Here is a 21,672-nt window from a genome sequence, read left to right on the forward strand (position 1 = left end):
GCAAATATGGGTCTGCCCTACCTCGCCGTGGCCGCAGGCGCCTTCCTCCTGGGGCTTTGGGTGGGGCTTCAGGGCTATCCGGACCCCTACGCCCTCCCCTGGTTCATGATCGCCGTGGCCATCGTGGCCAGCGCCTACGGCCTGGGCTACGGGCTTCTCCTCTCCGCCCTCTCCCTCCTTATCCTCGCCCTCTTCCCCGGGTTTGACCCCATGACCTTGGCCCTCCTCCTCCTCTCGGCCCTCCTCGCCCACCAGCTGGGGGAAAGCCTTCGCCGGGCCCACCGCCGGGCCAAAACCCTGGCCCGGGCCCAGCGCCTTTTGGCCGAGGCCCTGGAGGCCCTCCCCCAGGCCGAGGACCGGGGAGCCCTCCTGCGAAGCCTCCCCGAGCGCCTCGCCCTCCTGGGCCAAGGGGGCCAGGTGGGGGTCTGGGTTCCCACGGGCCGAGGCTTCCGCCTCCTGGCCAGCGTCCCTCCCCTGCCCTTGGAGGAGGTGGCCGACACGGGGGTCATCGGGCGGGCCTTCCGGGAGGGCCGTCCCGTGCACGTGCCCGACGTGCGCAAGGAGCCCGCCTACATCGGCATCCCCGGCCTCACCACCCGAAGCGAGCTCTCCCTTCCCCTCCTGGAGCGGGGGGAGGTGGTGGCCGTCTTGGACCTAGAAAAGGACCGCCCCTTCCTCCCCGAGGAGGTGGAGGGCCTGGAGCGCTTTGCCCAGGCGGTGAGCCTGCAGCTGGACCGGCTGGCGGACCTCCAGGAAAGGCGGCTCCAGGCGGAGCTTTCCGCAAGGCTCCAAAGCGCCCCCACCCTGGCCCAGGCGGCGGAAAAGGCCCTGGCCCTCCTGGTGGAGGTGCTGGGCCTCGAGGCCGGCGCCTTATGGGAGGCCCGGGGCGCCCGCATGGTGAGCCTCGCCGCCCACGGCGTGGAAGACCCCTCCCTCCGCAAGGTCCTGGAGGAGGGGCTCCCTTACGGCGTAGGCCTCGCCTGGCAGGTCTACGAGACGGGAAGCCCCTTCTTCACCGCCCGCTACGCCGAGGAAACCCGGGTGGTGCCCGCCCTTAAGGCCCTAGGCTGGCGGACCTTCGCAGCGGCTCCCGTGCCCTCTTTGGGCGCTAAAAGGATCCGCCGGGTCTTGGTCCTCGGGCAGAGGGAGGAAAGGCTTTGGCGCAAAAGCGAGGTGGAGCTTCTCCTCTTGGCCTCCCGCACCCTGGGCTTGGGCCTGGAGCGCCTCCAGGAGACGGAACGGCACCAAGGGGTCAACCGCCTCTTCCTGGAGCTTCTGGAAAAGCCCCCTGGGGAGCTGTACCAGGAGGTCTTAGAGGAGGCCATCCGCCAAGTCCCCGGGGCCGAGGCGGGAAGCCTCCTGGTGCTGGAGGAGGGGGCCTACCGCTTCCGGGCGGCGGTGGGGTACGACCTGGAAGGGCTTCAGGCCGTCGTCTTCACCCCCGAGGGCATGCTCCTCTGGTACGGCCACCCCGAGGAGCGGGCAAAGAGGGGCGAGCCCCGGCTCATGAGCGTGGAGGAGCGCCCCATCGCCGAGATCAGCCACCAGACCGCACCCCCGGAGGTCATAGACCAAGCGGGAAGGGCCACGGAGATCCGGGCCAACCTCTGCCTGCCCGTCCCCTACAAGGGGGAGGTCCTGGCCTACCTCAACCTGGACAACCTCCACGACCCCCAGGCCTTCGGGGAGGACTCCTTGAGGGCCGCCCGCTTCTTCGCCGCCCCCCTCGCCACCCTCCTCCACGAAACCCGCACGCGGAAGCTCTTAGAGGAGGCCGCCCTCACCGACCCCCTCACGGGCCTCCCCAACCGCCGGGCCTTTGAGCGGGCCTTCCTGGAGGAGCTCAAGCGGGCGGAACGCTACGGCTACCCCCTCTCCGTGGCGGTGATGGACCTCAAAGGCTTCAAGCAGGTGAACGACCGGCTGGGCCACGCCGTGGGGGACCTGGCCCTCATCAAGGTGGCCGAGGCCCTTTCCCGGGAAAGGCGGAACGGGGACCGGGTCTTCCGCTGGGGCGGGGACGAGTTTGCCGCCCTCTTCCCTCACACGGGGAAGGAAGGGGCCACCAAGGCGGCCTTCCGCTACGCCGAGGCCATCGGCAAGCTCTGCTTTGACGGCCTCTGCCTGGGGGTGAACATCGGCCTGGCCTCCTTCCCCGAGGACGGAACCACCACCGACGCCCTCCTCTCCGCCGCCGACACCCGCATGTACCAGGCCAAGGCCCAGGGGCTTAGCGTACAGGCATGAAGCTAAGCGCCCGCACGTTGGCTTCGCAATGCGAGGTACCCGAACTAGGGCGGGAGGAGGCCCTTTTGGGGCCCCCACCGCGGCTTTCGCCGCGGTGGGGTACTTAGCCAAGGAACCCGTTTCCAGGCCGAAAGGGCATGACCCGGGCCGTTTTCAGAGCCCTTGGGTGTATGCTTTACAGGGTCCTCGCTATGGACGGGTGGCCAAGCTCAGCCTTCGCCCAGGCCCTCCTGCCCCTCCTGCGGCGGGGCCTCCAGGGCCTCCCCGAGGCCCTCCGCTTCCTGGGAGAGGCCCTAAAGGCCCACCGCGCCTACCTTTTCCGCCTGGAGGAGCGGGAGGGAACCTGGTACACTTCCCAGCTTTCCGAGTGGGCGGGCCCGGACACCACCCCCCAGCTCCAGAACCCCGCCCTCCAGAAGCTGCCCGTGGTGGAGGCGGGCTACGGCCGCTGGCTCCGGGCCTTCCAGGAAGGCCGGACGGTGGGCGGCCCCGTGCGCACCTTCCCCGAAGCCGAGCGCCCCCTCCTGGAAGCCCAGGGGATCCAAAGCCTCCTGGTGGTGCCCGTGTTCGTGGACGAGGCTCTCTGGGGCTTCCTGGGGGTGGACGACTGCCTGAGGGAGCGGAGCTTCGTTGCGGAGGAGGAGGCCCTGCTCCGGGTGGCGGCCGAGGCCTTGGCCCGCGCCCTGGGCCTCTTTGAGCGCCACCGCCGGCTGGAGCGCCTCCTCGCCCTCTCCCCCTTCTACCTGGCCCGGCTGGACCCTCGGGGCCAACTCCTATGGGCCAACCCCGCCTGGCATAGGGCCTTCCCCAAGCCCCCTTCCCTGCCCCTTGCGGAAGCCCTGGACCGCCCGGGCCGCCCCCTCACCGCCAGCACCCCGGGCACGGGCTGGACCCTCTTGGCCGTGCCCGGTCCCGGGGGCGAGGTCCTGGAGGTTTTGGCCCTGGGCGTGGACGAGCGGGAGCGCCAGGAGGCCCGGGTGCGTCAGGCCCGCCACGAGGCCTTCCGGCAGAACCTCCTCAGGGTCTACCAGACCCTCATGGCCGAGGGGCTTTCCGAGTCCGTCTTCGGCCTGGTCCTCGAGGCCGCCTTAGACACCATCCCCAGCGCCCAGGCGGGAAGCGTCACCGTGCTCAAGGAGGACGGCTACTACCACTTCGTGGCCGCCCGGGGCTACGACCTCGAGGCCCTCCGCCAGGTCCGCCTCCACCCCCTGGAACCCCTCTCCCTCACCGGGCACCAGGAGGCCCAGGTCTTCACCTGGAGGGACCTGGAGCGCTTTAACCAAAGGCTGGACCCCGAAAGGCGCCGGGTCATGGAGGGGGCGGGCCGCACGCGGGAGATCCGGGCCATCCTCTCGGTGCCGGTCTACCTGGCCGGGGAGCGGAAGGCCTTCTTGTACCTGGACAACTTTGAGCGGGAGGACGCCTTCACCCCCCTGGACCTGGAGCTGGCCCAGGCCTTCGCCAGCCAGCTCGGGCTCCTCTTGAGGAGGATGGAGCTGGAGGGTCGGCTGGCCCACCTGGCCTACCACGACCTCCTCACCGGCCTGCCCAACCGCCTCTTCTTTCTGGAGAAGCTGGCCCAGGCCCTGCAGGAGGACCCTTTCCGGCTGGCCGTGCTCTACCTGGACCTGGACGGGCTCAAGCTGGTCAACGACCTGGACGGCCATGCCGCCGGGGACGAAGTGATCCGCACCGTGGCCGCAAGGCTTCGCGCCGCCCTCCGCCCCCGGGACCTGGTGGCCCGCCAGGGAGGGGACGAGTTCCTGGTCCTCCTCACCGGCCTCAAGGAGCCCGAGGAGGCGGTGCAGGTGGCGGAAAGGCTTTTAGAGGTGGTGCGCCTCCCCATGCCCCTGGGCCCCAGGGTTTACCACCTCACCACGTCTTTGGGCATCGCCCTGGGGGAAGCGGGGCTTTCCCCGGGAGAGCTCCTGAAGCGGGCGGACCTGGCCCTCTACCGGGCCAAGGGCGAGGGCAAGAACCGCCTGGCCTTCTACGAGGAAGCCCTGCAGGAGGCCCTAAAGCGGGAGATGGCCCTCCTGGAGGCCCTGCGGGAGGACCTGGAGGGGGGCAGGGGCCTGTACCTGGCCTACCAGCCCATCGTGGACCTGCAAAGCGGCCGGAGGGTGGCCCTGGAGGCCCTCCTGCGCTGGCGCCTCGCCCCGCCCGCGGAGTTCATCCCCCTGGCGGAGCGGCACCGCTTGATGCCCGAGCTCGGGGCCTTTGTGTTGCGCCGGGCCCTGGCCGAGGCCCACCGCCACGACCTTCCCGTCCACGTGAACGTGAGCCCCCAGGAGCTCCTCCACCCCGGCTACCCCGCCCAGGTGGCCTCCCTGCTGGAGGAGGCGGACCTTCCCCCGGAGAGGCTGGTGCTGGAGGTCACGGAAACCAGCCTGGCCCCCGATGAGCGGGGGCGGGACGCCAGCGAAAGCCTTCGCATCCTGAGGGGGATCGGCGTGCGGGTCTTCCTGGACGACTTCGGGAGCGGCTATTCCAGCCTGGAGCGCCTGGCCCGCCTTCCCGTGGACGGGCTGAAGCTGGGCCAGGCCTTCACCCAGGCCCTGGGAAGCCCCCCGGACCCCCAAGGCCCCGCCGCCCGGCTGGTGGCCGCCGTCTTGGCCCTGGCCCGGGCCCTGGGCCTGCAGGCGGTGGCCGAGGGCATAGAGAACGAGGCTGTCCTGGCCTACCTGAAGGAGCTGGGCTTCCCCCTGGGGCAGGGCTATCTCCTGGGCCGGCCCGCCGCCCTATAATGGGGAAGTGCGCCCAGGCGCCTGGAAGATCACCCTGGCCTACGCTCTCTTCGCTTTGGCCTGGGTGCTGGTGAGCGACCGGCTTCTCCTTCTCCTCGTTCCCGATCCCGAGACCCTCACCCGGTGGCAGACGGGGAAGGGGCTTTCCTTCGTCCTTCTCTCCAGCCTCCTGGTCTATTTCCTTAACCGCAGGGAAGAGCTGGCCGAGGGCGCGCGGCGAAAGACGCTGGAGTCCTTGCAAAGGCGCTTCCGCGCCCTGGTGGAGAACAGCCGGGAGCTCATCTACCTCCTGGACGCCCAGGGCCGGATGCTCTACGCCTCCCCCAACGTGGACCAGGTCCTGGGCTACGACCCCCTGGGCTACACCCGCGAGCCCCTTTTCGCCCTGGACTACGTCCACCCCGAGGACCGCCCCTACGCCGAGGCCGCCCTGGAGGACCTCCTCCGCCACCCCGGGGCCACCCGGGAGTACCGCCTGCGCCTCCTGGACGCATGGGGGCAGGTGCGGGCGGTGCGGGTCTGGGGGCGGAACCTCCTCCAGGACGAGGCGGTGGAGGCCATCGTCTTAAACGTGCGGGACGAAACGGAGTTGGAGAGGGAGCGGGCCCGGCTGAAAAGCGTTTTGGAAGCCCTTCCGGGCACGGTCTTCCAGGCACAGGCGGAGGAGGGCCAGGACCCCGCCTACGCCCCCCTCCTCTACGCCGCCCCTCGCCAGGCGGAAGCCCTCCTGGGCTACCCCGCCGAGGCCCTCTTAGAGGACCCCGCCTTCTACTTCACCCAGGTCCACCCCGAGGACCGCTCCAGGGTGGAGGAGGCGGTGCGCCAGGCCGTGGCCGAGCCCGGGAAGGTCCAAACCTGCACCTACCGCTTCCTCCACGGGAAAAAGGGGGCCTACGTCTGGCTCCGGGACACCCTGGTCTACGACCCCAAAACCCGGCTCCTCACGGGCTACACCTACGACGTGAGCCAGGAAGTAACCCGGGAGCGGACCCTAAGGGAGTCCGAGGCCCGCTTCCGCACCCTGGCGGAGACCGCCCCCGCCCTCATCCTCCTCTGGCAGATGGAGGACCCCAAGGACCCCCAAAGCGCCCGGCTCACCTTCGTCAACCAAGCGGCCACGGCGCTTCTCGGCTACACCCCGGAAGAGCTTGCGGCCAGGCCCATCTGGGAGTTCGTCCACCCCCAAGACCGGGAAAAGGTGCGGGCCCGGGGCCTGGCCCGCCTCCAAGGGGAAAACCCCCCGGCCCGCTACACCTTCCGCGTCCTCACCAAGGAGGGGGAGGTGCGCTGGCTGGACTACTCCGCCGCCCGCACGGAGCTTGGGGGAAAGCCCGCCATCCTGGGGGTGGGGGTGGACGTCACCGAGGCCCGGGAAAAGGAGCTCTCCCTGGAGGCCTTTGCCCGGGTCTCCGTGGCCCTAAGGCAAAGCGAGGACCTGAGGGCGATGATGGAGCACGCCCTCCAGGCTGCCCTGGCGGCCATGGAGGCCCCGGTGGGGAGCATCCTCCTCTACGACCCGGACACGGGCCGCCTGGAGGAGGCGGCGAGCCAGGGCTGGCTCAAGGAGATCCCCACCCCCAAGACCCTGGAAGGGGAGGGGCTCGTGGCCCGGGCCTTCCGCGGCGAGGTGGTGGTGAGCCCGGACCTGAGGCATGACCCCCGGGTCCGGCCGGGGGCCCGCCCCCTGGTCCCCGAGGGCTGGAGCGGGGCGGTGATCCCCCTCCTGGCCGGCACCGACCCCGTGGGGGCCCTCACCCTGGCCTGGCCCCACCCCCACACCCCCACCCCCAAGGAGGTGGAGCGGGCCCAGCTCATCGCCGAGACCATTGGGAACGCCGTGCGCCGGGCGAGTCTGAGGCAGAAGCTGGCCCAAAGGCTCGAGCACCTGGAGGCCCTCCGGGCCATAGACCAAGCCATCGCCGCCTCCTTGAACCTGGGGCTCACCCTGGAGGTCTTCCTGAGCCACGTGCTGCGCCTTCCCCTGGACGCCGCCGCCTTCTTCCTCTACGAGCCCCGTGGCCAAACCCTGCGCCTCACTGCCAGCCGGGGCTTTCTCCGGCCCAAGGGGGAACTTCCCCAAGAGCTCCTCCTGGGCCAGGGGCACGTGGGCCGGGCCGCCCTCCTGGGTGAGGCGGTGCACGTCCCCGACCTGACCCAAGACCCCGGGACCCACCCCGAGTTCACCCGGCAGGAGGGCCTGGTCTCGGAACGGGCCTACCCCCTCTTCGCCAAGGGGCGGCTTCTGGGGGTGCTCGCCCTCTTCACCCGCAGGCCCTGGGACCTCTCCCCGGAGGAGGAGGCCTTCCTCGAGGCCCTGGCCGGGCAGAGCGCCATCGCCTTGGACAACGCCCTCACCTTCCAGGCCCTGCAGAAGAGCCAGCGGGAGCTGGAGGCCGCCTACGACCTCACCCTCTGGGGCTGGGCCAAGGCGGTGGAGCTAAGGGACCAGGAGACAGCGGGGCACACCGAGCGGGTCACGGACCTCACCCTGCGCCTGGCGAAGGCCCTGGGGGTGCCGGAGGAGGACCTGGAACACCTAAGGCGCGGGGCCATCCTCCACGACGTGGGCAAGATCGCCATCCCCGACGCCATCCTCCTCAAGCCCGGCCCCCTCACGGAGGAGGAGTGGGCGGCGATGAGGCTACACCCCGTCTACGCCTACGAGTGGCTTTCCGGGATCCCTTACCTGAAAAAGGCCCTGGAGATCCCCTACTGCCACCACGAGCGCTGGGACGGCTCGGGCTACCCGAGGAGGCTAAGGGGCCTGGAGATCCCCCTCTCCGCCCGCATCTTTGCCGTGGTGGACGTGTACGACGCCCTCACCTCGGACCGGCCCTACCGCAAGGCCTGGTCCAGGGAGAAGGCCCTGGCCTACATTCAGGAACAGGCGGGCAAGCAGTTCGATCCCGAGGTGGTGGCGGCCTTCCTCAGGCTTATGGAGGAACCCCTCTAAGCCCAGCCCAGAAGCCTCCGGGCCTTCTCGGAAAGCCGCGCCGAGGTCCAAGGGGGCTCAAAGGTGACCTCCACCTCCACCTCCTCCACCCCGGGAAGCCGGGAAAGGGCCTGCCTGACCGCATCCCCCATGCTGTCGTGCAAGGGGCAGCCCGGGGTGGTGAGGGTCATGCGCACGTAGGCCCGGGGGGGCTCCACCCAAAGGTCGTAGATCAGGCCCAGGTTGACCACGTCCAGGCCCAGCTCCGGGTCGTAGACCGCCTCCAAAAGCGCCCAAGCCTGCTCCTCCAGCGGGTTTCTCGCCGTCATCGCCGCATCACCTCCCAAAGGGCGTAAAGGTGGGGGAGGGCGCCCAGGGCGTAGGCCCAGGCCGCCCAGGGAAACCAGGGGGAAAGTAGCGCCCCGAAGGCCAAAAGCCCCCCCGCCAAATAGCCCGCCCCCTCGGGGAGCATCTCCTTGAGGAGGGGCACCTTCTCCTTGCCCGCCCGCTTGGCGTAGCAGTGGGTCCAGACCAGGAAGGGCAGGACCTTGTAGAGCATCCCCGTCACCACGAGGCCCACGAAGCCCAGGGCGAACCAAAGGGCGGCGGCCACGGGATGGAAGGGCAAAGCCAGAAGGGCGAGGCCGAGGAAGAAAAGCCCCGCCAGGTAGTGCCGCACCCCGATGTCCAAAGCCCGCTTCATCCGGTTCCTCAAGATGCGGCGGGCGTCGTAGAGGGCGAGGCCGTAGGCGAGGAGGAGCAGGAGGTAGCCGAGCCCCTCCCCGAAGGCGAGCCCCAAAAACCCCAGGTTGGCGGCCCAGAGGAAAAGCCCCAGGGCGCTCTCGTCCACCCCGTGGGTGAGGGTGAACATGGAGACCAGCTTGTACCCCACCCCCACGATGGAAAGGAGGAAGATGCCGCCGAGGCCGGCGAGGAGGTGCCAGGTAAGCCTTTCCGGGTCGTAGAAGCCGTAGCGCTGGGAAAGGGCCTGGAAGAGGCCGAGGAGGGGGGTGAGGACCAGGTAGAAGACCACCCAGGCCAAGCTGGTGGCTACCCGGTTCCAGCGGGGGGCCTTTAGGAAGGTGAGGAGCATGTGGAGGGCAAAGAGGGAAAGGGCTAAAAGGGCCAAGGCCCCACCCCAGGGGACGAGGGCCGGGGCCTGGGCGAAGCCCAGGGCGAGGAGGGCCACCCCCGAAGCCCAAAGGAGCATCACGGGATAGCCCCACTCCTGGCGGTAAAGGGGAGTTTCCAGGACCACGGGCACCAGCTGGTGCATGGCCCCCAAAAGCACCCCCACGCCGAAGCCCAGGAGGAAGAGGTGGGCCATGGCCAGGCCCAGGGGATGCCGGGGAAACGCAAGGGCCTCCGGGTGGAGGGCGAAGAGGAGGGCGAAGGCCAAGAAGAAGGCCTCCCCCAGGAAGAAAAAGCCCGCGGGGAGGCTTAAGGGGATCGTGCGGTTCTGGGCCGTGACGATCACGGCCTAATCCTGAGGAAAACGCTCGGGAATCGCCATGACCTGGGTCATGGCTAGCGCCCCGGGGGGAGGAGGGTGAGGCGGTCTCCTGGCCTTAGGGGGGTGGCGAGGCCCTGAAGGTAGCGGACGTCCCGGCCCTCGAGGAGCACGGCCCAGCGGGGCTTCAGGCGGTAAAGGGTCTTGGGCTCCAGCCATAGCCCCACCTCTTCCTCGGAAGGAACGGCCTCCAGGGCCAGGTCCCTAAGGGCCAGGTTCACGGCGAAGACCTTCCCCAAGGCCTCCCCCACGCTTTCCGCCCGCAAGGGGAGGGGCTCGGGCTGGGCCGGGTAGGCCAGGCCCAAGGCCTGGAAGCGCACCTCGGCCCTCCCCTCCTGCAGGGCGAGGGCGGCGTCAAAGCCCTTGCGCATCACCTCCTCCTGGGCGGAGAGGTAGACGAGCCAGGGGCGGGCATCCCGCACCCGTTCCGCCACGTACCGCCCCACCATGGCGAAGGAAAGGCCCACGTACTCCGGGGGGATGTGGGCCCGCTTGGGCCCGAGCCCCCCGTGCCAGAGCCCCGCCCGGTAGACCTCCCGGGCGAACTCCGCCGAGGTGTCCACGCCGAGGGTGCGGGCGAGCCAGGCGGAGAAAAAGGCCCGCCTCAGGTAAAGCTCCTCCTCGGGCACCCGCCCCTCCCAGCCCAGGGCCTTGGCCGTCCCAGGGTGGCGGCTCAGGTGGTCGTAGACCTGGGCCACGAAGGAAGCCGCCCCCGCAAGGAGCCGCTCCGCGTCCAGGCGCATGGCCCGCTTGTCCTCTTCCCGGAGGCCCCCGAAGGCGAGGAGGTCCCGGAAGACCTCCTCGGGCAAGGGAGGGAGGTCCAGCACCAGGGTTTCCTCGGCCAACACCGCTTCCACCGCTAACCCCTCCTTTCCCGCTCCTCGCGCATTTTCCTCAGCATATCCGCCGTGACCACCCGCCGCGTCATGGCGTGGGCGAAGACCAGGGCGGCGGCGAGCTGAAGCCCCCCGGAAAGCCCAAGCCAGGGGCGAAGCCCCTCCCGCCCCATCAGGTAAAGGGGCTCCAGAAGGAGCCGCAAAAGAAGCCCCGCGTTCAGCAGGAAGAAGGTGAGGGCCTCGAGGCGGTCCTGCCTTAATCCCCCGGGCCTCGGCATCATCCAGTAGGCCACCCCCATGACCATCTGCAGGAAGAAGCCCACAAGCCCGGCGTGGACGTGGCTTGGGCGGAAAGGCCCCGCCAGGGAGGGGAAGAGGTAGAAGAGGGTGCCGAGGAGGGCGGTGTAGACCAGGTAAAGGAGGGCCGCCCGCACGAAGAGGTAGTGCCAAAACCCCATCAGCCCCCCTTGCGGATGAGGATCTCCACCCGCCCGGGGCCCAGGTCCTTGAGGGCGTAGGCGAGCCCCTCCTCCTCCAGGCGGGCGAGGAGGTGGACGGGCCGGCGCACGTGGTGGACGAGGAGCTTCTCCCCCGGCTTGAGGGCGGCCAGGGCCTCGAGGACCCGCATCATGGGGAGGGGGGGCTCCAGGTTTTCCTCAATAAAGACCTCGGCCTGGAAGTCCTCCCAGTCGGCCTCGGTGAGGGAGGCCCGCCGTGTGGGTCCTTCCCTTTCCCCTGCCCCTTGGCGGTAGAAGTGGGCCCGGTAGTGCCTCTCCCCCACCTTCTCGCACCAGGCGAGAAAGCCCTGCTTGGCCAGGACCCGGTAGAGGGGGACGGGCTCAAAGAGCACCTCCAGCACGAGCCTCTCCCCCGGCTTCACCTCCTTGGCGGCGGCCATGATGTTCTGGAAGGGCTCCCCGCCTCCTTCCAGGATGGGCCGCACGTCCAGGTGGAAGTCCACGGGGGCGGAAAGCCAGGGAGGGGGCGGGGTGCCGAGGAGGCTCTCCTCCGCCCCCGCCAGGGGGGGCCTGGCCTCCACCCCTAAGGCCCGGTTGAGGCGCGCCACGAGCTCTTCCGGGGTGAGCCCCCCGATCCTCGCCGCCTGGGCCACGGTGACGAGGTTGGGCATGGTGCGGCGGAGGAGGGGGTTCTTGAGCTTCTGGAAGGCGGGGCTCGCCGCCACCAAGACCTCGAGGAGGTGGGGCCAGCGCCTTAGGACCTCCGCCACCTTCATCTCGGGGCGGACTACCTCTTCCCGATCCGCACCCGCCATACCTCCGGGCCCTCCTCAAGGTAGGTCCAGTCCACCTGCCCCGGGCGCTCGGCCAAAAGCTGGTAGTAGAGGGGCTTGGGGTCGTGGTCGTTGACGAGGACGAAGCTCTCGCCGGGGGCCAGGGCGTCAAAGACGCCGAAGATCTTGGGGTGTCTTTCCCTCGGGGGGATCGCGCGCACGTCCAGCTCCATAGCGCCCCCAGTTTCCCAGGGCCTCGAGCGGGAAGGCCATGACCTGGGTCAAGGATAGCCCCCGGGCGGACCTTCCCACCCGGGGGCTTTCTCAGCTCAGCAGGGCTTCTCTGCCCCCTTGCGGGCGTAGTAGTACCAGTTCAGGAAGAGATTAAGGGCGTAGAAAACCATGAGGCCGTAGAAGAAGGCGGTAAACCCCCCCGTGGCCCGCTGGGTGTAGGCGGCCAGGGTGGAGAAGAGGAAGGGCCCGTAGGCGGCCACGGCCGCCGTCCAACCGATGACCCCCCCCGCCTGCCGGGGCGGGAAGATCATGGGCATCTGCTTGAAGGTGCTGGCGTTTCCCACGCCGCTGAAGAAGAAGACCAGGAGCATGGCCACCAGGAACATCGGAAATTGCTCCAGGGAAGTAGGCCGGGTGAAGAGGGTGACGAGGAGGGCGGAGAAAAAGATGCCGAGGGCCGAAACCTGGGTGACCACCGCCCCGCCCAAGCGGTCGGCGAAGGGGCCGGCTACCACCCGGGCCAAGGAACCCACCAAGGGCCCCAGGAAGGCGTACCGCAAGGGGTCAGGAGCCCCCTCAAACTCCCCGTAGACCTCGCGGATCAAGAGGGGGAAGATGGCGGAGAAGCCCGAGAACGATCCGAAGGTCATGATGTACAGGCTGGTCATGATCCAGGTGTGCTTGTCCCGGAAGATGTCCAGCTGCTCGCGAAAGTTGGCCCGGATGGGCACGCTTCGGAGGTAGACCCAGGCGAGGAGGGCGCCCAACAAGACGAGGGGCACCCAGACCAAGGTGGCGTTCTGCAGCCAGATGGGCTGGGACACCCCGGGCTTGGGGGTGAAGGTCTGCGGCCCGCCCAGGAGGGAGCCGAAGAGGGCGAAGCCGACGATCCATGGGGTCACAAACTGCACGATGGAAACGCCAAAGTTACCGATGCCCGCCTGCAAGCCCAAAGCCGTCCCCTGGAGGCGCTTGGGGAAGAAGTAGCTGGTGGAGGGCATGAAGCCGGAGAAGTTACCCCCGCCGATGCCGGCCAAAAAGGCCAGGAGGAGGAGCACCCCATAGGGGGTCCCGGGGTTCTGCACGGCAAAGCCCCAGCCCAGGAGGGGAACAAGGAGGAGCAGGGTGGAGAAGGTTACCAGCCGGCGGGTGCCCAGGATGGGGGGCAGAAAGGTCCAGACGATGCGTAAGGTACCCCCGGCCAGGCCGGGCATGGCCGTCAGCCAAAAGAGTTGCGTGGTGTTCAAATCAAACCCCGCCTTGGGCAGGCGCACCACCAGGGCGCTCACCACGTACCAGGTGATGAAGGCCAGGGTGAGGTTAAAGGTGGTGATCCAGAGGGTGCGCCAGGCCAGGGCCGGGTCCCAGCGCTTGGGGTCTTCAGGGTTCCACTCGGGAAGCCACTCGGTGGCTTTAATGCGGGTCATTTGGGGTCTCCTTTCAGCTCAAACTCGTTCCTCAGGTGCTGGGCCTCCGCTTGGAGAAGCTTTAGCACCGTGAGGTGCATCCAGAGGAAGGCGAGAAGTGTCAGAACAAAGAGGACGAAGAAGGTCATCTGGGGAAGACCGGTCCAGGCCTGGGCGTAGGCGAAGAGGGGCGGGAGGAAGAAGCCGCCCAGGGCCCCCAGCATCCCCACAAGCCCACCCACCGCCCCCACGTCCTTGGGGAAGTAGGTGGGGATGTGCTTGTAGACGGCCGCCTTGCCGATACCCATCCCCACGCCGATAAGGAACACCAAGGCGGTGAAGAGCCAGACGTTCATGGTGAAACGCATGATCTCCTTGGTCCCCGCCTTGGTGTAGAGGACGATGTGCCCCTCGGGCATCATCAGGACGCCCGAGGCCAGAAGGATGATGCCGAAGGTCCAGTACATCACCCGCCGGGCCCCCAAGCGGTCGGAGAGGTACCCGCCCACCGGGCGCAAAAGGCTCGCCGGGAAGATGAAGAGCGCCGTGAGGAGGGCCGCCTCGTGCAGGGGAAGGCCAAAGACGTCCACGTAGTACTTGGGAAGCCAGGCGGAGAGGGCCACGTACGCCCCAAAGACCACCACGTAGTAGAGGCTGAAGCGCCAGACCCGCACGTAGCGGAGGGGCCCTAGCATCTCCAGGAAGGGCCTCCCCTGGCCCGGGCGCTTGTCCTGCCGAGGGGTGCCGAACCAGAGGACGAAGCCCATAAGGACAAGAAGAACGGCGTAGAGGAAGGGGATGAAGCGCCACCCCCCCGGGATGAGCCCGCCTAGGTACCCAGCAGCAGGGACGCTGGTGATGAGGGCCGGTCCGATGAACTTGGTGACGCTGGCCCCCACGTTGCCCGCCCCGAAGACCCCTAGGGCGAAGCCCTGCTGCTCCTTGGGAAACCAGGCGGAGTTCCAGGCGATGCCCACGCTGAAGCTGTTGCCGGCGAAGCCCACCAGGAAGGCGTAAAGGAGGAGCTCCTCGTAGCTTCCTGCCCGGGAGACCAAGTAGGCGGGGATGGCGGTGAAGAAGAGCATGAGGGTGAAGACCAAGCGCCCCCCGTAGCGGTCCGCGAGGATCCCGGCGAGAAGCCGCCACAGGGACCCGTTCAGGATGGCCACGGCCGATATCCAGGAAAGCTGCACGTCCGTGAGGCCGAACTCCTTGCGGATGGGTACGCCCAACACCCCGAACATCAGCCACACGGCGAACATCAGGGTAAAGGCGAGGGTGGAAAGCCAGAGCACCCGGATGCGGTCAGGGCGCTCCTTTTGCAGCTGAAGGGGATCGTGGGTCATGGTTCACCTCGCAAGCTTGCGCACCCAGACGACGATCTGCCAGGGCCGCGCCACGTACCCAAGCGGCACGGTGATGATGTGGACGAGCCTGGAGAAGGGGAAAAGGGCCAGGAAGAGCCAGAAGTTGAAGACGTGGAGCTTCGTCCAGAAGGGAAGGTCCTGGAGGAGCTCAGGCCTCGGGTTCAGGGTGAGGACAGACCAGAGGTAGGGGGTCATCACCGCCGGGAACCAGAAGGACCCGTAGCGGTAGAGGACCGCGGTGAGGACCCCGGTGAGCGCCGAGACGAAGACCACCACCAGGACCAGGTAGTCCATGGGGGTGGAGGCCGCCCGCACCCGGGCCACGGAGACGCGCCGGGCGAGGAGGATGTAGGTGCCGAAGAGGGCCCAAAGCCCAAGGCCGAGCCCGGTGATCTCCAGGAGGTAAAGCCTTAAGGGCACGGCGTTCCAAAGGAGGAGCCCCTTGGGCACCAGGAGAGCCAAGAGGTGGCCCAGAAGCACGATCACCAGGCCCCAGTGCATGGCGGTGGAGCCGAAGAAGAGGCGCTTCTGCTCCAAAAGCTGGCTGGACTGGGCCGAGACCGAGAAGGGCCTGTAGACCATGCGGTAGGCGGTCACCGCCACCGCCAGGGTCAAGGCGATGTAGGGGAAGACGCCGAAGAAGAGGGTGTTCCAGTTCATGCGTCACCTCCTTTCCGCTATCCCCTGCAAAGCCTCCTGGACCGCCTCGAGGACCAGGAGGTAGGGGTTCTTGGCGTCCAGGGTCTTGAGGGTCTTGTGCATCTCGGCAAGGGCCCGGGGAAGGATCTCCGCAAGCTCCGGCAGAGGCTCCTCCGCCCGGGCCAGGTAGCGGAGGACATTGCTCAGGTGGTCGGGAAGCTCGCTCCCCGGGTCCAGCCCGAGCTCGCGGAAGGCCCGCACCAAGGCGGCGAGAAGCTCCCCCCGCTGGTAGCTCTCCCCGTACACCGCGAAGCCCACGTAGGGCGCGGTGGTGGGGGTGAGGTCCAGGGTGCGGGTGTAGAGCTCCTCCCACTCCCCCAAGGAGAGGTCCTCCACCTGGCGCAGGAAGCGCTCCAGCCTCTGCTTGGCCGGACCCCTGGGGCAGGCGATCCAGCGCCGCCAGAGTTCCTCCAGGTGGCCCGGCATGGGGTAGGCGAGGGCCAGGGCCAGGGTTTCCAAAAGCTCAGGGTTTCCCATGGTCCCCTCCTACTCCCCGCGCAGGGGCGGCTGGATGTAGCCCAGCCCCGTCTCCCCCTTGTGGGCCAAGGGGTCCTTCCAGACCTCGGCGGCCATCTCCCGGTGGTAGGGAGGCAGGACGAAGCGCTCCTCCAGGGTGGGCAGGGTGGTGAGGCGGTAGATGGCCTCGGCTTCCTCCAGGGTGAGGCCGGCGTCCTTCAGGACCCGGAGGGCCTTCTCCGTGGGGCGGCCCTCGAGGCTCTCCTGCCTTTTGAGGATCCGCACCGCCAGCATCTTCTTGAGAATGGGAACGATGAGCGCCTCGTTGCCCGCGGCGAAGAGGTTGGCGAGGTACCTCACCGGCATGCGGGCCTTCTCCAGGGCCGCGTAGACCTCAAAGTCCAGGTCCGTCTCCGGGAGGTCCAGGCGCACCAGGCCCCCGTTCCCTTGGCTACTGCGTAGGGCCTTCTCCACCGTGGCCACCACCGGGGAAAGGGGTGGGACGTAGAACATCATGGCCAGGGTGCGGTACTCGGGGTGGAGGGGAAGGGCCAGCCCCCAGGTCTTGACGAACTTGTAAATGGGGCTCTTCTGGGCGGCCTGGATCCACCCTTCGTCAATCCCCTCGGCCTTGGCGGCGGCGATGACCTCGGGGTCAAAGGGGTCCAGGATGAGGGAGAGCTGGGACGCCACCAGCTCCTCGTCCGGCACCATGGCCGCCTCGGGGATGCGGTCGGCGTCGTAGAGGAGGACCCCCATGTAGCGGATGCGCCCCACGCAGGAGTGGGCGCAGGCCGGGGCCTGGCCCGTCTCCAGCCGGGGGAAGCAGAGGATGCACTTCTCGCTCTTCCCCGTGGCCCAGTTGTAGTAGACCTTCTTGTAAGGGCAGGCGGCCACGCACATCCGCCAGGCCTTGCACTTGTTCTCGTTGACCAGGACCACCCCGTCCTCCGCCCGCTTGTAGATGGCCCCCGAGGGACAGGCGGCCACGCAGGCGGGGTTTAAGCAGTGGTTGCAGATCCGGGGCAGGTACTGGAAGACCACGCCCTCAATCTCCGCAAGCTGGGCCCGCACCTCGGGGTCCAGGGCCTTCAGGTTGGGGTCGTTCTGGGCGTAGAGGGGGCTTCCCCCGAGGTCGTCGTCCCAGTTGGGGCCGGCCTCTGGGGTCATGGGCTCCCCGGTGATCATGGACACGGGGATGGCCGTGGGCTGGTCCTCGCCCTCGGGGGCGGTAAAGAGGTCCGAATAGCGGAAGGTGAAGGGCTCGTAGTAGTCGTCCAGGGAGGGCAAGGCGGGGTTGAAGAAGAGGCGCAGGAGCCCCTGGGTGCGGGAGTGGAGGCGGAGGTCCAGGTGGCCGTCCTTGTACTCCCAGCCCCCCCTAAAGCGCTCCTGGTCCTCCCAGCCCGTAGGGTAGCCGGCCCCAGGGCGGGTTTCCACGTTGTTCCACCACATGTACTCCGCGCCCTTTCTATCCGTCCAGAGGTTCTTGCAGGCGATGGAGCACGTGTGGCAGCCGATGCACTTGTCCAGGTGGAAGAGCATGGACATGTGGGCTCTAACCTTCATGGGTTCCCTCCTTACCACTCCGGCGGTGTCTCCAGCCTGCGCACGTAAACCCAGGTGTCCCGGTTCACCCCCACGGGGCCCCAATAGTTGAAGGCGTAGGTGAACTGGGCGTAGCCGCCCGACATGAGCACGGGCTTGAGCCGAGCCCGGGTGATGGAGTTGTTCATCCCCGCCCGCTTGCCCCTCAAGGGGCTCTTGGGGATGCCCACGGTGCGCTCGGTGGCGTGGTAAACGAAGACCGTGCCCCTGGGGATCCGGGCGGAGACGATGGCCCTTTGCACGAAGACCCCGTTGTCGTTGAAGAGCTCCACCCAGTCGTTGTCCCGGATGCCGAGCTCGGCGGCGTCCTTGTCGTTGAGCCAGACGGGGTAGCCGCCCCGAGAGAGGGTCATCATGCGGTGGTTCTCCGAGTAGGTGGAGTGGATGGACCACTTCCCGTGGGGGGTGATGTAGTTCAGAAGCTTGCCCTGGGCCTCCTTGGCCGCCTTCTCCGTCTCCTGGAGCATGAAGACCTCGGGGCGGGGCTTGTAGGTGGGAAGGTGCTCGCCCCAGGCCAGGTAGTTGGGGTGGTCCAGGTAGAAGTGCTGCCTCCCCGTGAGGGTGCGCCAGGGAACGAGGCGCTCCACGTTCAAGGTGTAGGGGCTGTAGGCGCGGCCCTGGTTGATGATGGCGCTCCAGGTGGGGGTGGTGAGCTGGCGGCGAGGCTGGGCCACGATGTCCTTGAAGGCGATGCGCACGTGGCGGTTCCCCTCGGCGAGGTCGGTAAGCCTCACCCCGGTCTTCTTCTCCTCGTCCAGGAAGGCCCGGTAGGCAAGCTCCCCGTTGGACACGGGGTCCAGGAGGAGGATGGCCTCGGCCACCTGGCGGGCCTCCTCGAGGGAAGGCCGCTTCTCCCCCTCGTAGCGCCTGGGCTGGCGCTCGGCCAGCTCCTTGTAGAAGTCCTCCACGGGGATGGTGAGCCCGTGCATCCCCACGCCCACCTTCTCCACCGTGGGGCCCAGGGTGACGAACTTCTCGTAGAGCTTGGTGTAGTCCCGCTCCACCACCCGGAACTTGGGCATGGTCTTGCCGGGGATGGGCTCCACCTCGCCCCGCTTCCAGTCCCGGTCCTCGAGCTGGGCGAGCTCGTCGGGGGTGTCGTGCTGGAGAGGAATCATGACGATGTCCTTGACGGGCTTGGGAAGGTGGACCCGGGCGAGCTCGGAAACCTTCTTGGCGAGGGCCTTGAAGATCTCCCAGTCAGGCTTGGACTCCCAGGCGGGGGGCACGGCGGCCTGGAGGGGGTTGATGAAGGTGTGGAGGTCGGTGGTGTTCAGGTCGTCCTTCTCGTACCAGGTGGCGGCGGGCAGGACGATGTCCGAGTAGAGGGCGCTGGTGTCCATGCGGAAGTTCAGGTCCACCACCAGGTCCAGCTTCCCCTCAGGGGCGGGCTTCCTGTAGACCACCTCCGTGACGTGCCCCTCGGCCACCTCCTCGGCGATGGCGTTGGTGTGGGTTCCCAGATAGTGCTTGAGGAAGTACTCGTGTCCCTTAGCGCTGGTGCCGATGGCGTTCCCCCTCCAGATAAACCAGACCCGGGGCCAGTTCTCGGGGGCGTCGGGGTCCTCCACGGCGAAGCGGAGCTCTCCCCGCTTCAGGGCCTCCACCACGTGCTGGACGATTTCGGCCTCGGTCTTCGCCCCCTTGGCCTCGGCCTCTCGCACCACCTCCAGGGGGCTCTTGTGGAACTGGGGGAAGAAGGGGAGCCACCCTTTCCGCACCGCCCGCACCTGGTGGTCCAGGGTGTGGTCGGAAAGCCCCTTAGCCGTCTTGTCGTAGGCGGCAAAGCCCTTCTCGTACCGCCACTGGTCGGAGTGGACGTAGTGGAAGCTCGGGGTGTTCTGCTGCCTCGGCGGGTAGCCCCAGTCGGTGGCGAAGGCGATGGGCCCCCAGGAGGCCTGGTTCGCCAGCTTCTCCTGGCCCACGTAGTGGGCGAGGCCGCCCCCGTTCACCCCCACGCTCCCCGTGAGCATGAGGGCCACGATCCCCGCCCGGTACATGAGGTTGTTGTGGTACCAGTGGTTGATCCCGGCCCCGATGATGATGAGGTTCCTCCCCTTGGTCTTGAGGCCGTTCTCCCCCCAGGCCCGGGCGTACTTGAGGAGGGTGTCCCGGTGGATCCCGGTCCACTTCTCCTGCCAGGCGGGGGTGTAGGGGAGGTCGTCCTCGTAGGAAGTGGGGTAGTCCCCGGGAAGGCCCCGGCCCACCCCGAACTGGGCCATGAGGAGGTCAAAGACCGTGGCCACGGCGACCCTCTCCCCGTCCTTGGTGGCCACGTACTTGACCGGCACCCCCCGCCTGAGCTTCCGGTCCGAGGCGAAGTCGTCAAACTCCACCAGGGCCACCTCGTCCTCCACCCCGAGAAGGCTTAAGCGGGGGTTTAGGGGCTCCCCGGTCCTGGGGTCTTCCAGCTTCAGGTTCCACTTCCCCTTCTCCTTCTGCCAGCGGAAGCCCAGGGTTCCCATGGGCATCCTCGGACCCTTGGCCTCGTCAAAGATGAGGAGCTTGAAGTCGCCGTTTTCCTCCTCGGCGTACCCGGCGAGGCGGCTCGCCCTCAGGTAGCGCCCCGGGCGGCCGTCCTTGATCTCCACCAGGAAGGGGGCGTCGGTGTAGCGCTTCAGGTAGTCCTGGAAGTAGGGCACCTCCCGCTCGGCGTAGAACTCCTTGAGGAGGACGTGGTTCACCGCCATCCAGAAGGCCCCGTCCTGGCCGGGGTGGATGGGGATCCACCAGTCGGCGTACTTGGACACCTGGGAGAAGTCGGGGCTGAAGACGGTGAGCTTGGCCCCGGCGTGCCGCACCTCGGCGATGAAGTGGGTGTCGGGGGTGCGGGTCATGTTGAGGTTGGAGCCCATGACGGCGATGAAGCGGGCGTTGTACCAGTCGGCGGACTCGTGGACGTCGGTCTGCTCGCCCCAGATCTCCGGGGAGGCGTTGGGCAGGTCGCAGTACCAGTCGTAGAAGCTCATGGGCACCCCGCCCAAAAGGGAGAGGAAGCGGCTGCCGGCGGCGTAGGAGATCTGGCTCATGGCGGGGATGGGCGAGAAACCGATGACGCGGTCCGGGCCGTAGCGCTTCACCGTGGACACCACGGCGGCGGCGATGAGCTCCAGGACCTCGTCCCAGCTCGCCCGGCGGAAGCCCCCCTTACCCCTTGCCTTCTGGTAGCGCTTGCGCTTGTGGGGGTCGTTCTGGATGGCCTCCCAGGCGGCCACGGGGTCTGGGTGCTTGGCCTTGGCCTCCCGCCAGAGGTCCAGGAGGGCCCCCTTGGCGTAGGGGTACTTCACCCGGATGGGGCTATAGAGGTACCAGCTGAAGCTGATGCCCCGCTGGCACCCCCGGGGCTCGTAGGGGGGGAGGCCCGCCTCGAGGCTCGGGTAGTCCGTGGCCTGGAGCTCCCAGGTGACGATCCCGTCCTTGACGAAGACCTCCCAGGAGCAGGAGCCGGTGCAGTTCACCCCGTGGGTGGTGCGCACCCGCTTGTCGTGCTGGAAGCGGTTGCGGTAGAACTCCTCCCACTTCCGCTCTGCCGGGCTTTCTATCTCCTTGATCCAGTCCCGCATGTTCACCTCCTAAGCTGGGCGCGGATCCTCTCCGCAAGGCTTCTGGGACGCAACTGCCAAAGGGCCGCCTGGTAGAGCAGGAAAAGGGCCATGAGCGCTAGGCCCGCCACCAAGAAGCGCCATAGGTACAAGGAAGGGGGTCTGGGGGCCTTCTGGGAGACCTCCACCAGGAAGGCGGCGATAGCGCTCGCTTCCTCCTTGGTCAGGGGCTTCCCCTTGTAGGCCTCCCGCATCACCGGGAAGGCGGGGTTTTCCAGGAGGGCGGCGAGGCCCGCCTCCCCGCCCAGGCGCTTGGCGGCGTCGGTTAGGTCCTTGCCCAAAGAACCGCCCCCGAAAAAGCCCACCCCGGCCACGGTGTGGCAGGCCTGGCAGGGCGCCCCGCCGTTCTTGAGGGCCTTCTGGCCCAGGTAGAGGGCCCTTCCCAAGGCGGGGTCCCCCTGGACCTTGGGGGCCGGGGCGGCCGCCTCGGCGGCTGTCCCGCCCAACCCCTTCAGGTACTGGGCGACGGCCCGGGCCTCGGCCTCGGAGACCTGGGGCAGGGGGGGCATGACGCCCTGGTAGGTGGCCCCTCTCACCTCCAAAGGCCCAGAAAGCCCCTCCCGCACCACCTTGAGCACATAGGCCTCGTCCTGGACCCTGGGGTTTCCCGCCAAGGGGGGGATGGCCCCCGGGATGCCCTGGGCCTCGGCTCCGTGGCAGGCGGCGCAGTGCGTTTGGTAGAGGGCCTTTCCCTCCTGGGCGAAGGTCCATCCCAGAAGAAGGGCCAAGGCTAGGGGAAGGATCCTTTTTCCCTGCATCCTCACCTCCGGTCCCCAGTCTGGAGAGAGGCCCTGGCA

At 68.2% G+C, this 21,672-nt stretch carries 16 protein-coding genes; 3 read left to right on the forward strand and 13 right to left on the reverse strand.

The genetic code is table 11. The annotated features are described in order from the left end of the window. Positions 1 to 6: 6 nt before the first annotated feature. The 3 genes from ACY5J6_RS08095 (at position 7) to ACY5J6_RS08105 (ending at position 7,950) form a co-directional block, all read left to right on the forward strand. Positions 7 to 2,247 (forward strand): sensor domain-containing diguanylate cyclase, encoded by a 2,241-nt coding sequence (locus ACY5J6_RS08095; RefSeq protein ID WP_462844477.1) that lies wholly within the window; start codon positions 7 to 9, stop codon positions 2,245 to 2,247. Positions 2,248 to 2,417: 170 nt separating this feature from the next. Next, on the forward strand, positions 2,418 to 4,997 hold the full coding sequence (locus ACY5J6_RS08100; RefSeq protein WP_462844478.1) for a bifunctional diguanylate cyclase/phosphodiesterase: 2,580 nt from the start codon (positions 2,418 to 2,420) through the stop codon (positions 4,995 to 4,997). 7 nt (positions 4,998 to 5,004) lie between these two features. Then, positions 5,005 to 7,950 carry an HD domain-containing phosphohydrolase gene (locus ACY5J6_RS08105; RefSeq protein ID WP_462844479.1) on the forward strand — a complete coding sequence of 982 codons (2,946 nt, stop codon included), beginning with the start codon at positions 5,005 to 5,007 and terminating at the stop codon, positions 7,948 to 7,950. Here the strand turns inward: ACY5J6_RS08105 and ACY5J6_RS08110 are convergent. From ACY5J6_RS08110 to ACY5J6_RS08170, 13 genes are all read right to left on the reverse strand, one after another. After that, entirely contained in the window at positions 7,947 to 8,258 is a 312-nt protein-coding gene (locus tag ACY5J6_RS08110) for a metal-sulfur cluster assembly factor (protein ID WP_462844480.1), read from the reverse strand. The genes ACY5J6_RS08105 and ACY5J6_RS08110 overlap by 4 nt on opposite strands. Beyond that, positions 8,255 to 9,406, reverse strand: coding sequence for a hypothetical protein (locus ACY5J6_RS08115; RefSeq protein ID WP_462844481.1), 1,152 nt, complete (start codon positions 9,404 to 9,406; stop codon positions 8,255 to 8,257). The genes ACY5J6_RS08110 and ACY5J6_RS08115 overlap by 4 nt, the downstream gene beginning before the upstream one ends. Before the next feature lie 50 nt (positions 9,407 to 9,456). Further along, a complete protein-coding gene (locus ACY5J6_RS08120; protein ID WP_462844482.1) occupies positions 9,457 to 10,296 on the reverse strand; it encodes a protoglobin domain-containing protein in 840 nt (279 codons plus the stop codon). 2 nt (positions 10,297 to 10,298) lie between these two features. Next, positions 10,299 to 10,733: a hypothetical protein gene (locus ACY5J6_RS08125; protein ID WP_462844483.1), complete on the reverse strand. Its 435-nt coding sequence runs from the start codon at positions 10,731 to 10,733 to the stop codon at positions 10,299 to 10,301. Further along, a complete protein-coding gene (locus ACY5J6_RS08130) occupies positions 10,733 to 11,548 on the reverse strand; it encodes a DUF2249 domain-containing protein (protein ID WP_462844484.1) in 816 nt (271 codons plus the stop codon). Before ACY5J6_RS08130 ends, ACY5J6_RS08125 begins: the two co-directional genes overlap by 1 nt. Beyond that, positions 11,521 to 11,739 carry a DUF2249 domain-containing protein gene (locus tag ACY5J6_RS08135; RefSeq protein ID WP_462844485.1) on the reverse strand — a complete coding sequence of 73 codons (219 nt, stop codon included), beginning with the start codon at positions 11,737 to 11,739 and terminating at the stop codon, positions 11,521 to 11,523. Before ACY5J6_RS08135 ends, ACY5J6_RS08130 begins: the two co-directional genes overlap by 28 nt. A gap of 96 nt (positions 11,740 to 11,835) precedes the next feature. Next, a complete protein-coding gene (locus ACY5J6_RS08140) occupies positions 11,836 to 13,167 on the reverse strand; it encodes an MFS transporter (protein ID WP_462844486.1) in 1,332 nt (443 codons plus the stop codon). Further along, positions 13,164 to 14,492 (reverse strand): MFS transporter, encoded by a 1,329-nt coding sequence (locus tag ACY5J6_RS08145; RefSeq protein ID WP_462844487.1) that lies wholly within the window; start codon positions 14,490 to 14,492, stop codon positions 13,164 to 13,166. The genes ACY5J6_RS08140 and ACY5J6_RS08145 overlap by 4 nt, the downstream gene beginning before the upstream one ends. A gap of 3 nt (positions 14,493 to 14,495) precedes the next feature. Beyond that, positions 14,496 to 15,173, reverse strand: coding sequence for a respiratory nitrate reductase subunit gamma (narI, locus tag ACY5J6_RS08150; protein ID WP_462844488.1), 678 nt, complete (start codon positions 15,171 to 15,173; stop codon positions 14,496 to 14,498). Between the two features lie 3 nt (positions 15,174 to 15,176). After that, on the reverse strand, positions 15,177 to 15,689 hold the full coding sequence (locus ACY5J6_RS08155) for a nitrate reductase molybdenum cofactor assembly chaperone (RefSeq protein WP_462844489.1): 513 nt from the start codon (positions 15,687 to 15,689) through the stop codon (positions 15,177 to 15,179). Positions 15,690 to 15,698: 9 nt separating this feature from the next. Then, entirely contained in the window at positions 15,699 to 17,234 is a 1,536-nt protein-coding gene (narH, locus tag ACY5J6_RS08160) for a nitrate reductase subunit beta (protein WP_462844490.1), read from the reverse strand. An 11-nt stretch (positions 17,235 to 17,245) separates the two neighbouring features. Then, positions 17,246 to 20,836: a nitrate reductase subunit alpha gene (locus tag ACY5J6_RS08165; RefSeq protein ID WP_462844491.1), complete on the reverse strand. Its 3,591-nt coding sequence runs from the start codon at positions 20,834 to 20,836 to the stop codon at positions 17,246 to 17,248. Between the two features lie 2 nt (positions 20,837 to 20,838). Then, positions 20,839 to 21,633, reverse strand: coding sequence for a c-type cytochrome (locus tag ACY5J6_RS08170; RefSeq protein WP_462844492.1), 795 nt, complete (start codon positions 21,631 to 21,633; stop codon positions 20,839 to 20,841). Between the last annotated feature and the right edge of the window lie 39 nt (positions 21,634 to 21,672).

The sequence above is a fragment of the Thermus sp. H19.2 genome (assembly GCF_054979525.1).

What these genes read in the sequence shown, in the direction of transcription:
- ACY5J6_RS08095 (WP_462844477.1), top strand. Translation starts at nt 7, where the DNA reads ATGGGTCTGCCCTACCTCGCCGTGGCCGCAGGCGCCTTCCTCCTGGGG.
- ACY5J6_RS08100 (WP_462844478.1), top strand. Translation starts at nt 2,418, where the DNA reads ATGCTTTACAGGGTCCTCGCTATGGACGGGTGGCCAAGCTCAGCCTTC.
- ACY5J6_RS08110 (WP_462844480.1), bottom strand. Translation starts at nt 8,258, where the DNA reads ATGACGGCGAGAAACCCGCTGGAGGAGCAGGCTTGGGCGCTTTTGGAG.
- ACY5J6_RS08125 (WP_462844483.1), bottom strand. Translation starts at nt 10,733, where the DNA reads ATGGGGTTTTGGCACTACCTCTTCGTGCGGGCGGCCCTCCTTTACCTG.
- ACY5J6_RS08130 (WP_462844484.1), bottom strand. Translation starts at nt 11,548, where the DNA reads ATGGCGGGTGCGGATCGGGAAGAGGTAGTCCGCCCCGAGATGAAGGTG.
- ACY5J6_RS08135 (WP_462844485.1), bottom strand. Translation starts at nt 11,739, where the DNA reads ATGGAGCTGGACGTGCGCGCGATCCCCCCGAGGGAAAGACACCCCAAG.
- ACY5J6_RS08140 (WP_462844486.1), bottom strand. Translation starts at nt 13,167, where the DNA reads ATGACCCGCATTAAAGCCACCGAGTGGCTTCCCGAGTGGAACCCTGAA.
- ACY5J6_RS08145 (WP_462844487.1), bottom strand. Translation starts at nt 14,492, where the DNA reads ATGACCCACGATCCCCTTCAGCTGCAAAAGGAGCGCCCTGACCGCATC.
- narI (WP_462844488.1), bottom strand. Translation starts at nt 15,173, where the DNA reads ATGAACTGGAACACCCTCTTCTTCGGCGTCTTCCCCTACATCGCCTTG.
- ACY5J6_RS08155 (WP_462844489.1), bottom strand. Translation starts at nt 15,689, where the DNA reads ATGGGAAACCCTGAGCTTTTGGAAACCCTGGCCCTGGCCCTCGCCTAC.
- narH (WP_462844490.1), bottom strand. Translation starts at nt 17,234, where the DNA reads ATGAAGGTTAGAGCCCACATGTCCATGCTCTTCCACCTGGACAAGTGC.
- ACY5J6_RS08165 (WP_462844491.1), bottom strand. Translation starts at nt 20,836, where the DNA reads ATGCGGGACTGGATCAAGGAGATAGAAAGCCCGGCAGAGCGGAAGTGG.
- ACY5J6_RS08170 (WP_462844492.1), bottom strand. Translation starts at nt 21,633, where the DNA reads ATGCAGGGAAAAAGGATCCTTCCCCTAGCCTTGGCCCTTCTTCTGGGA.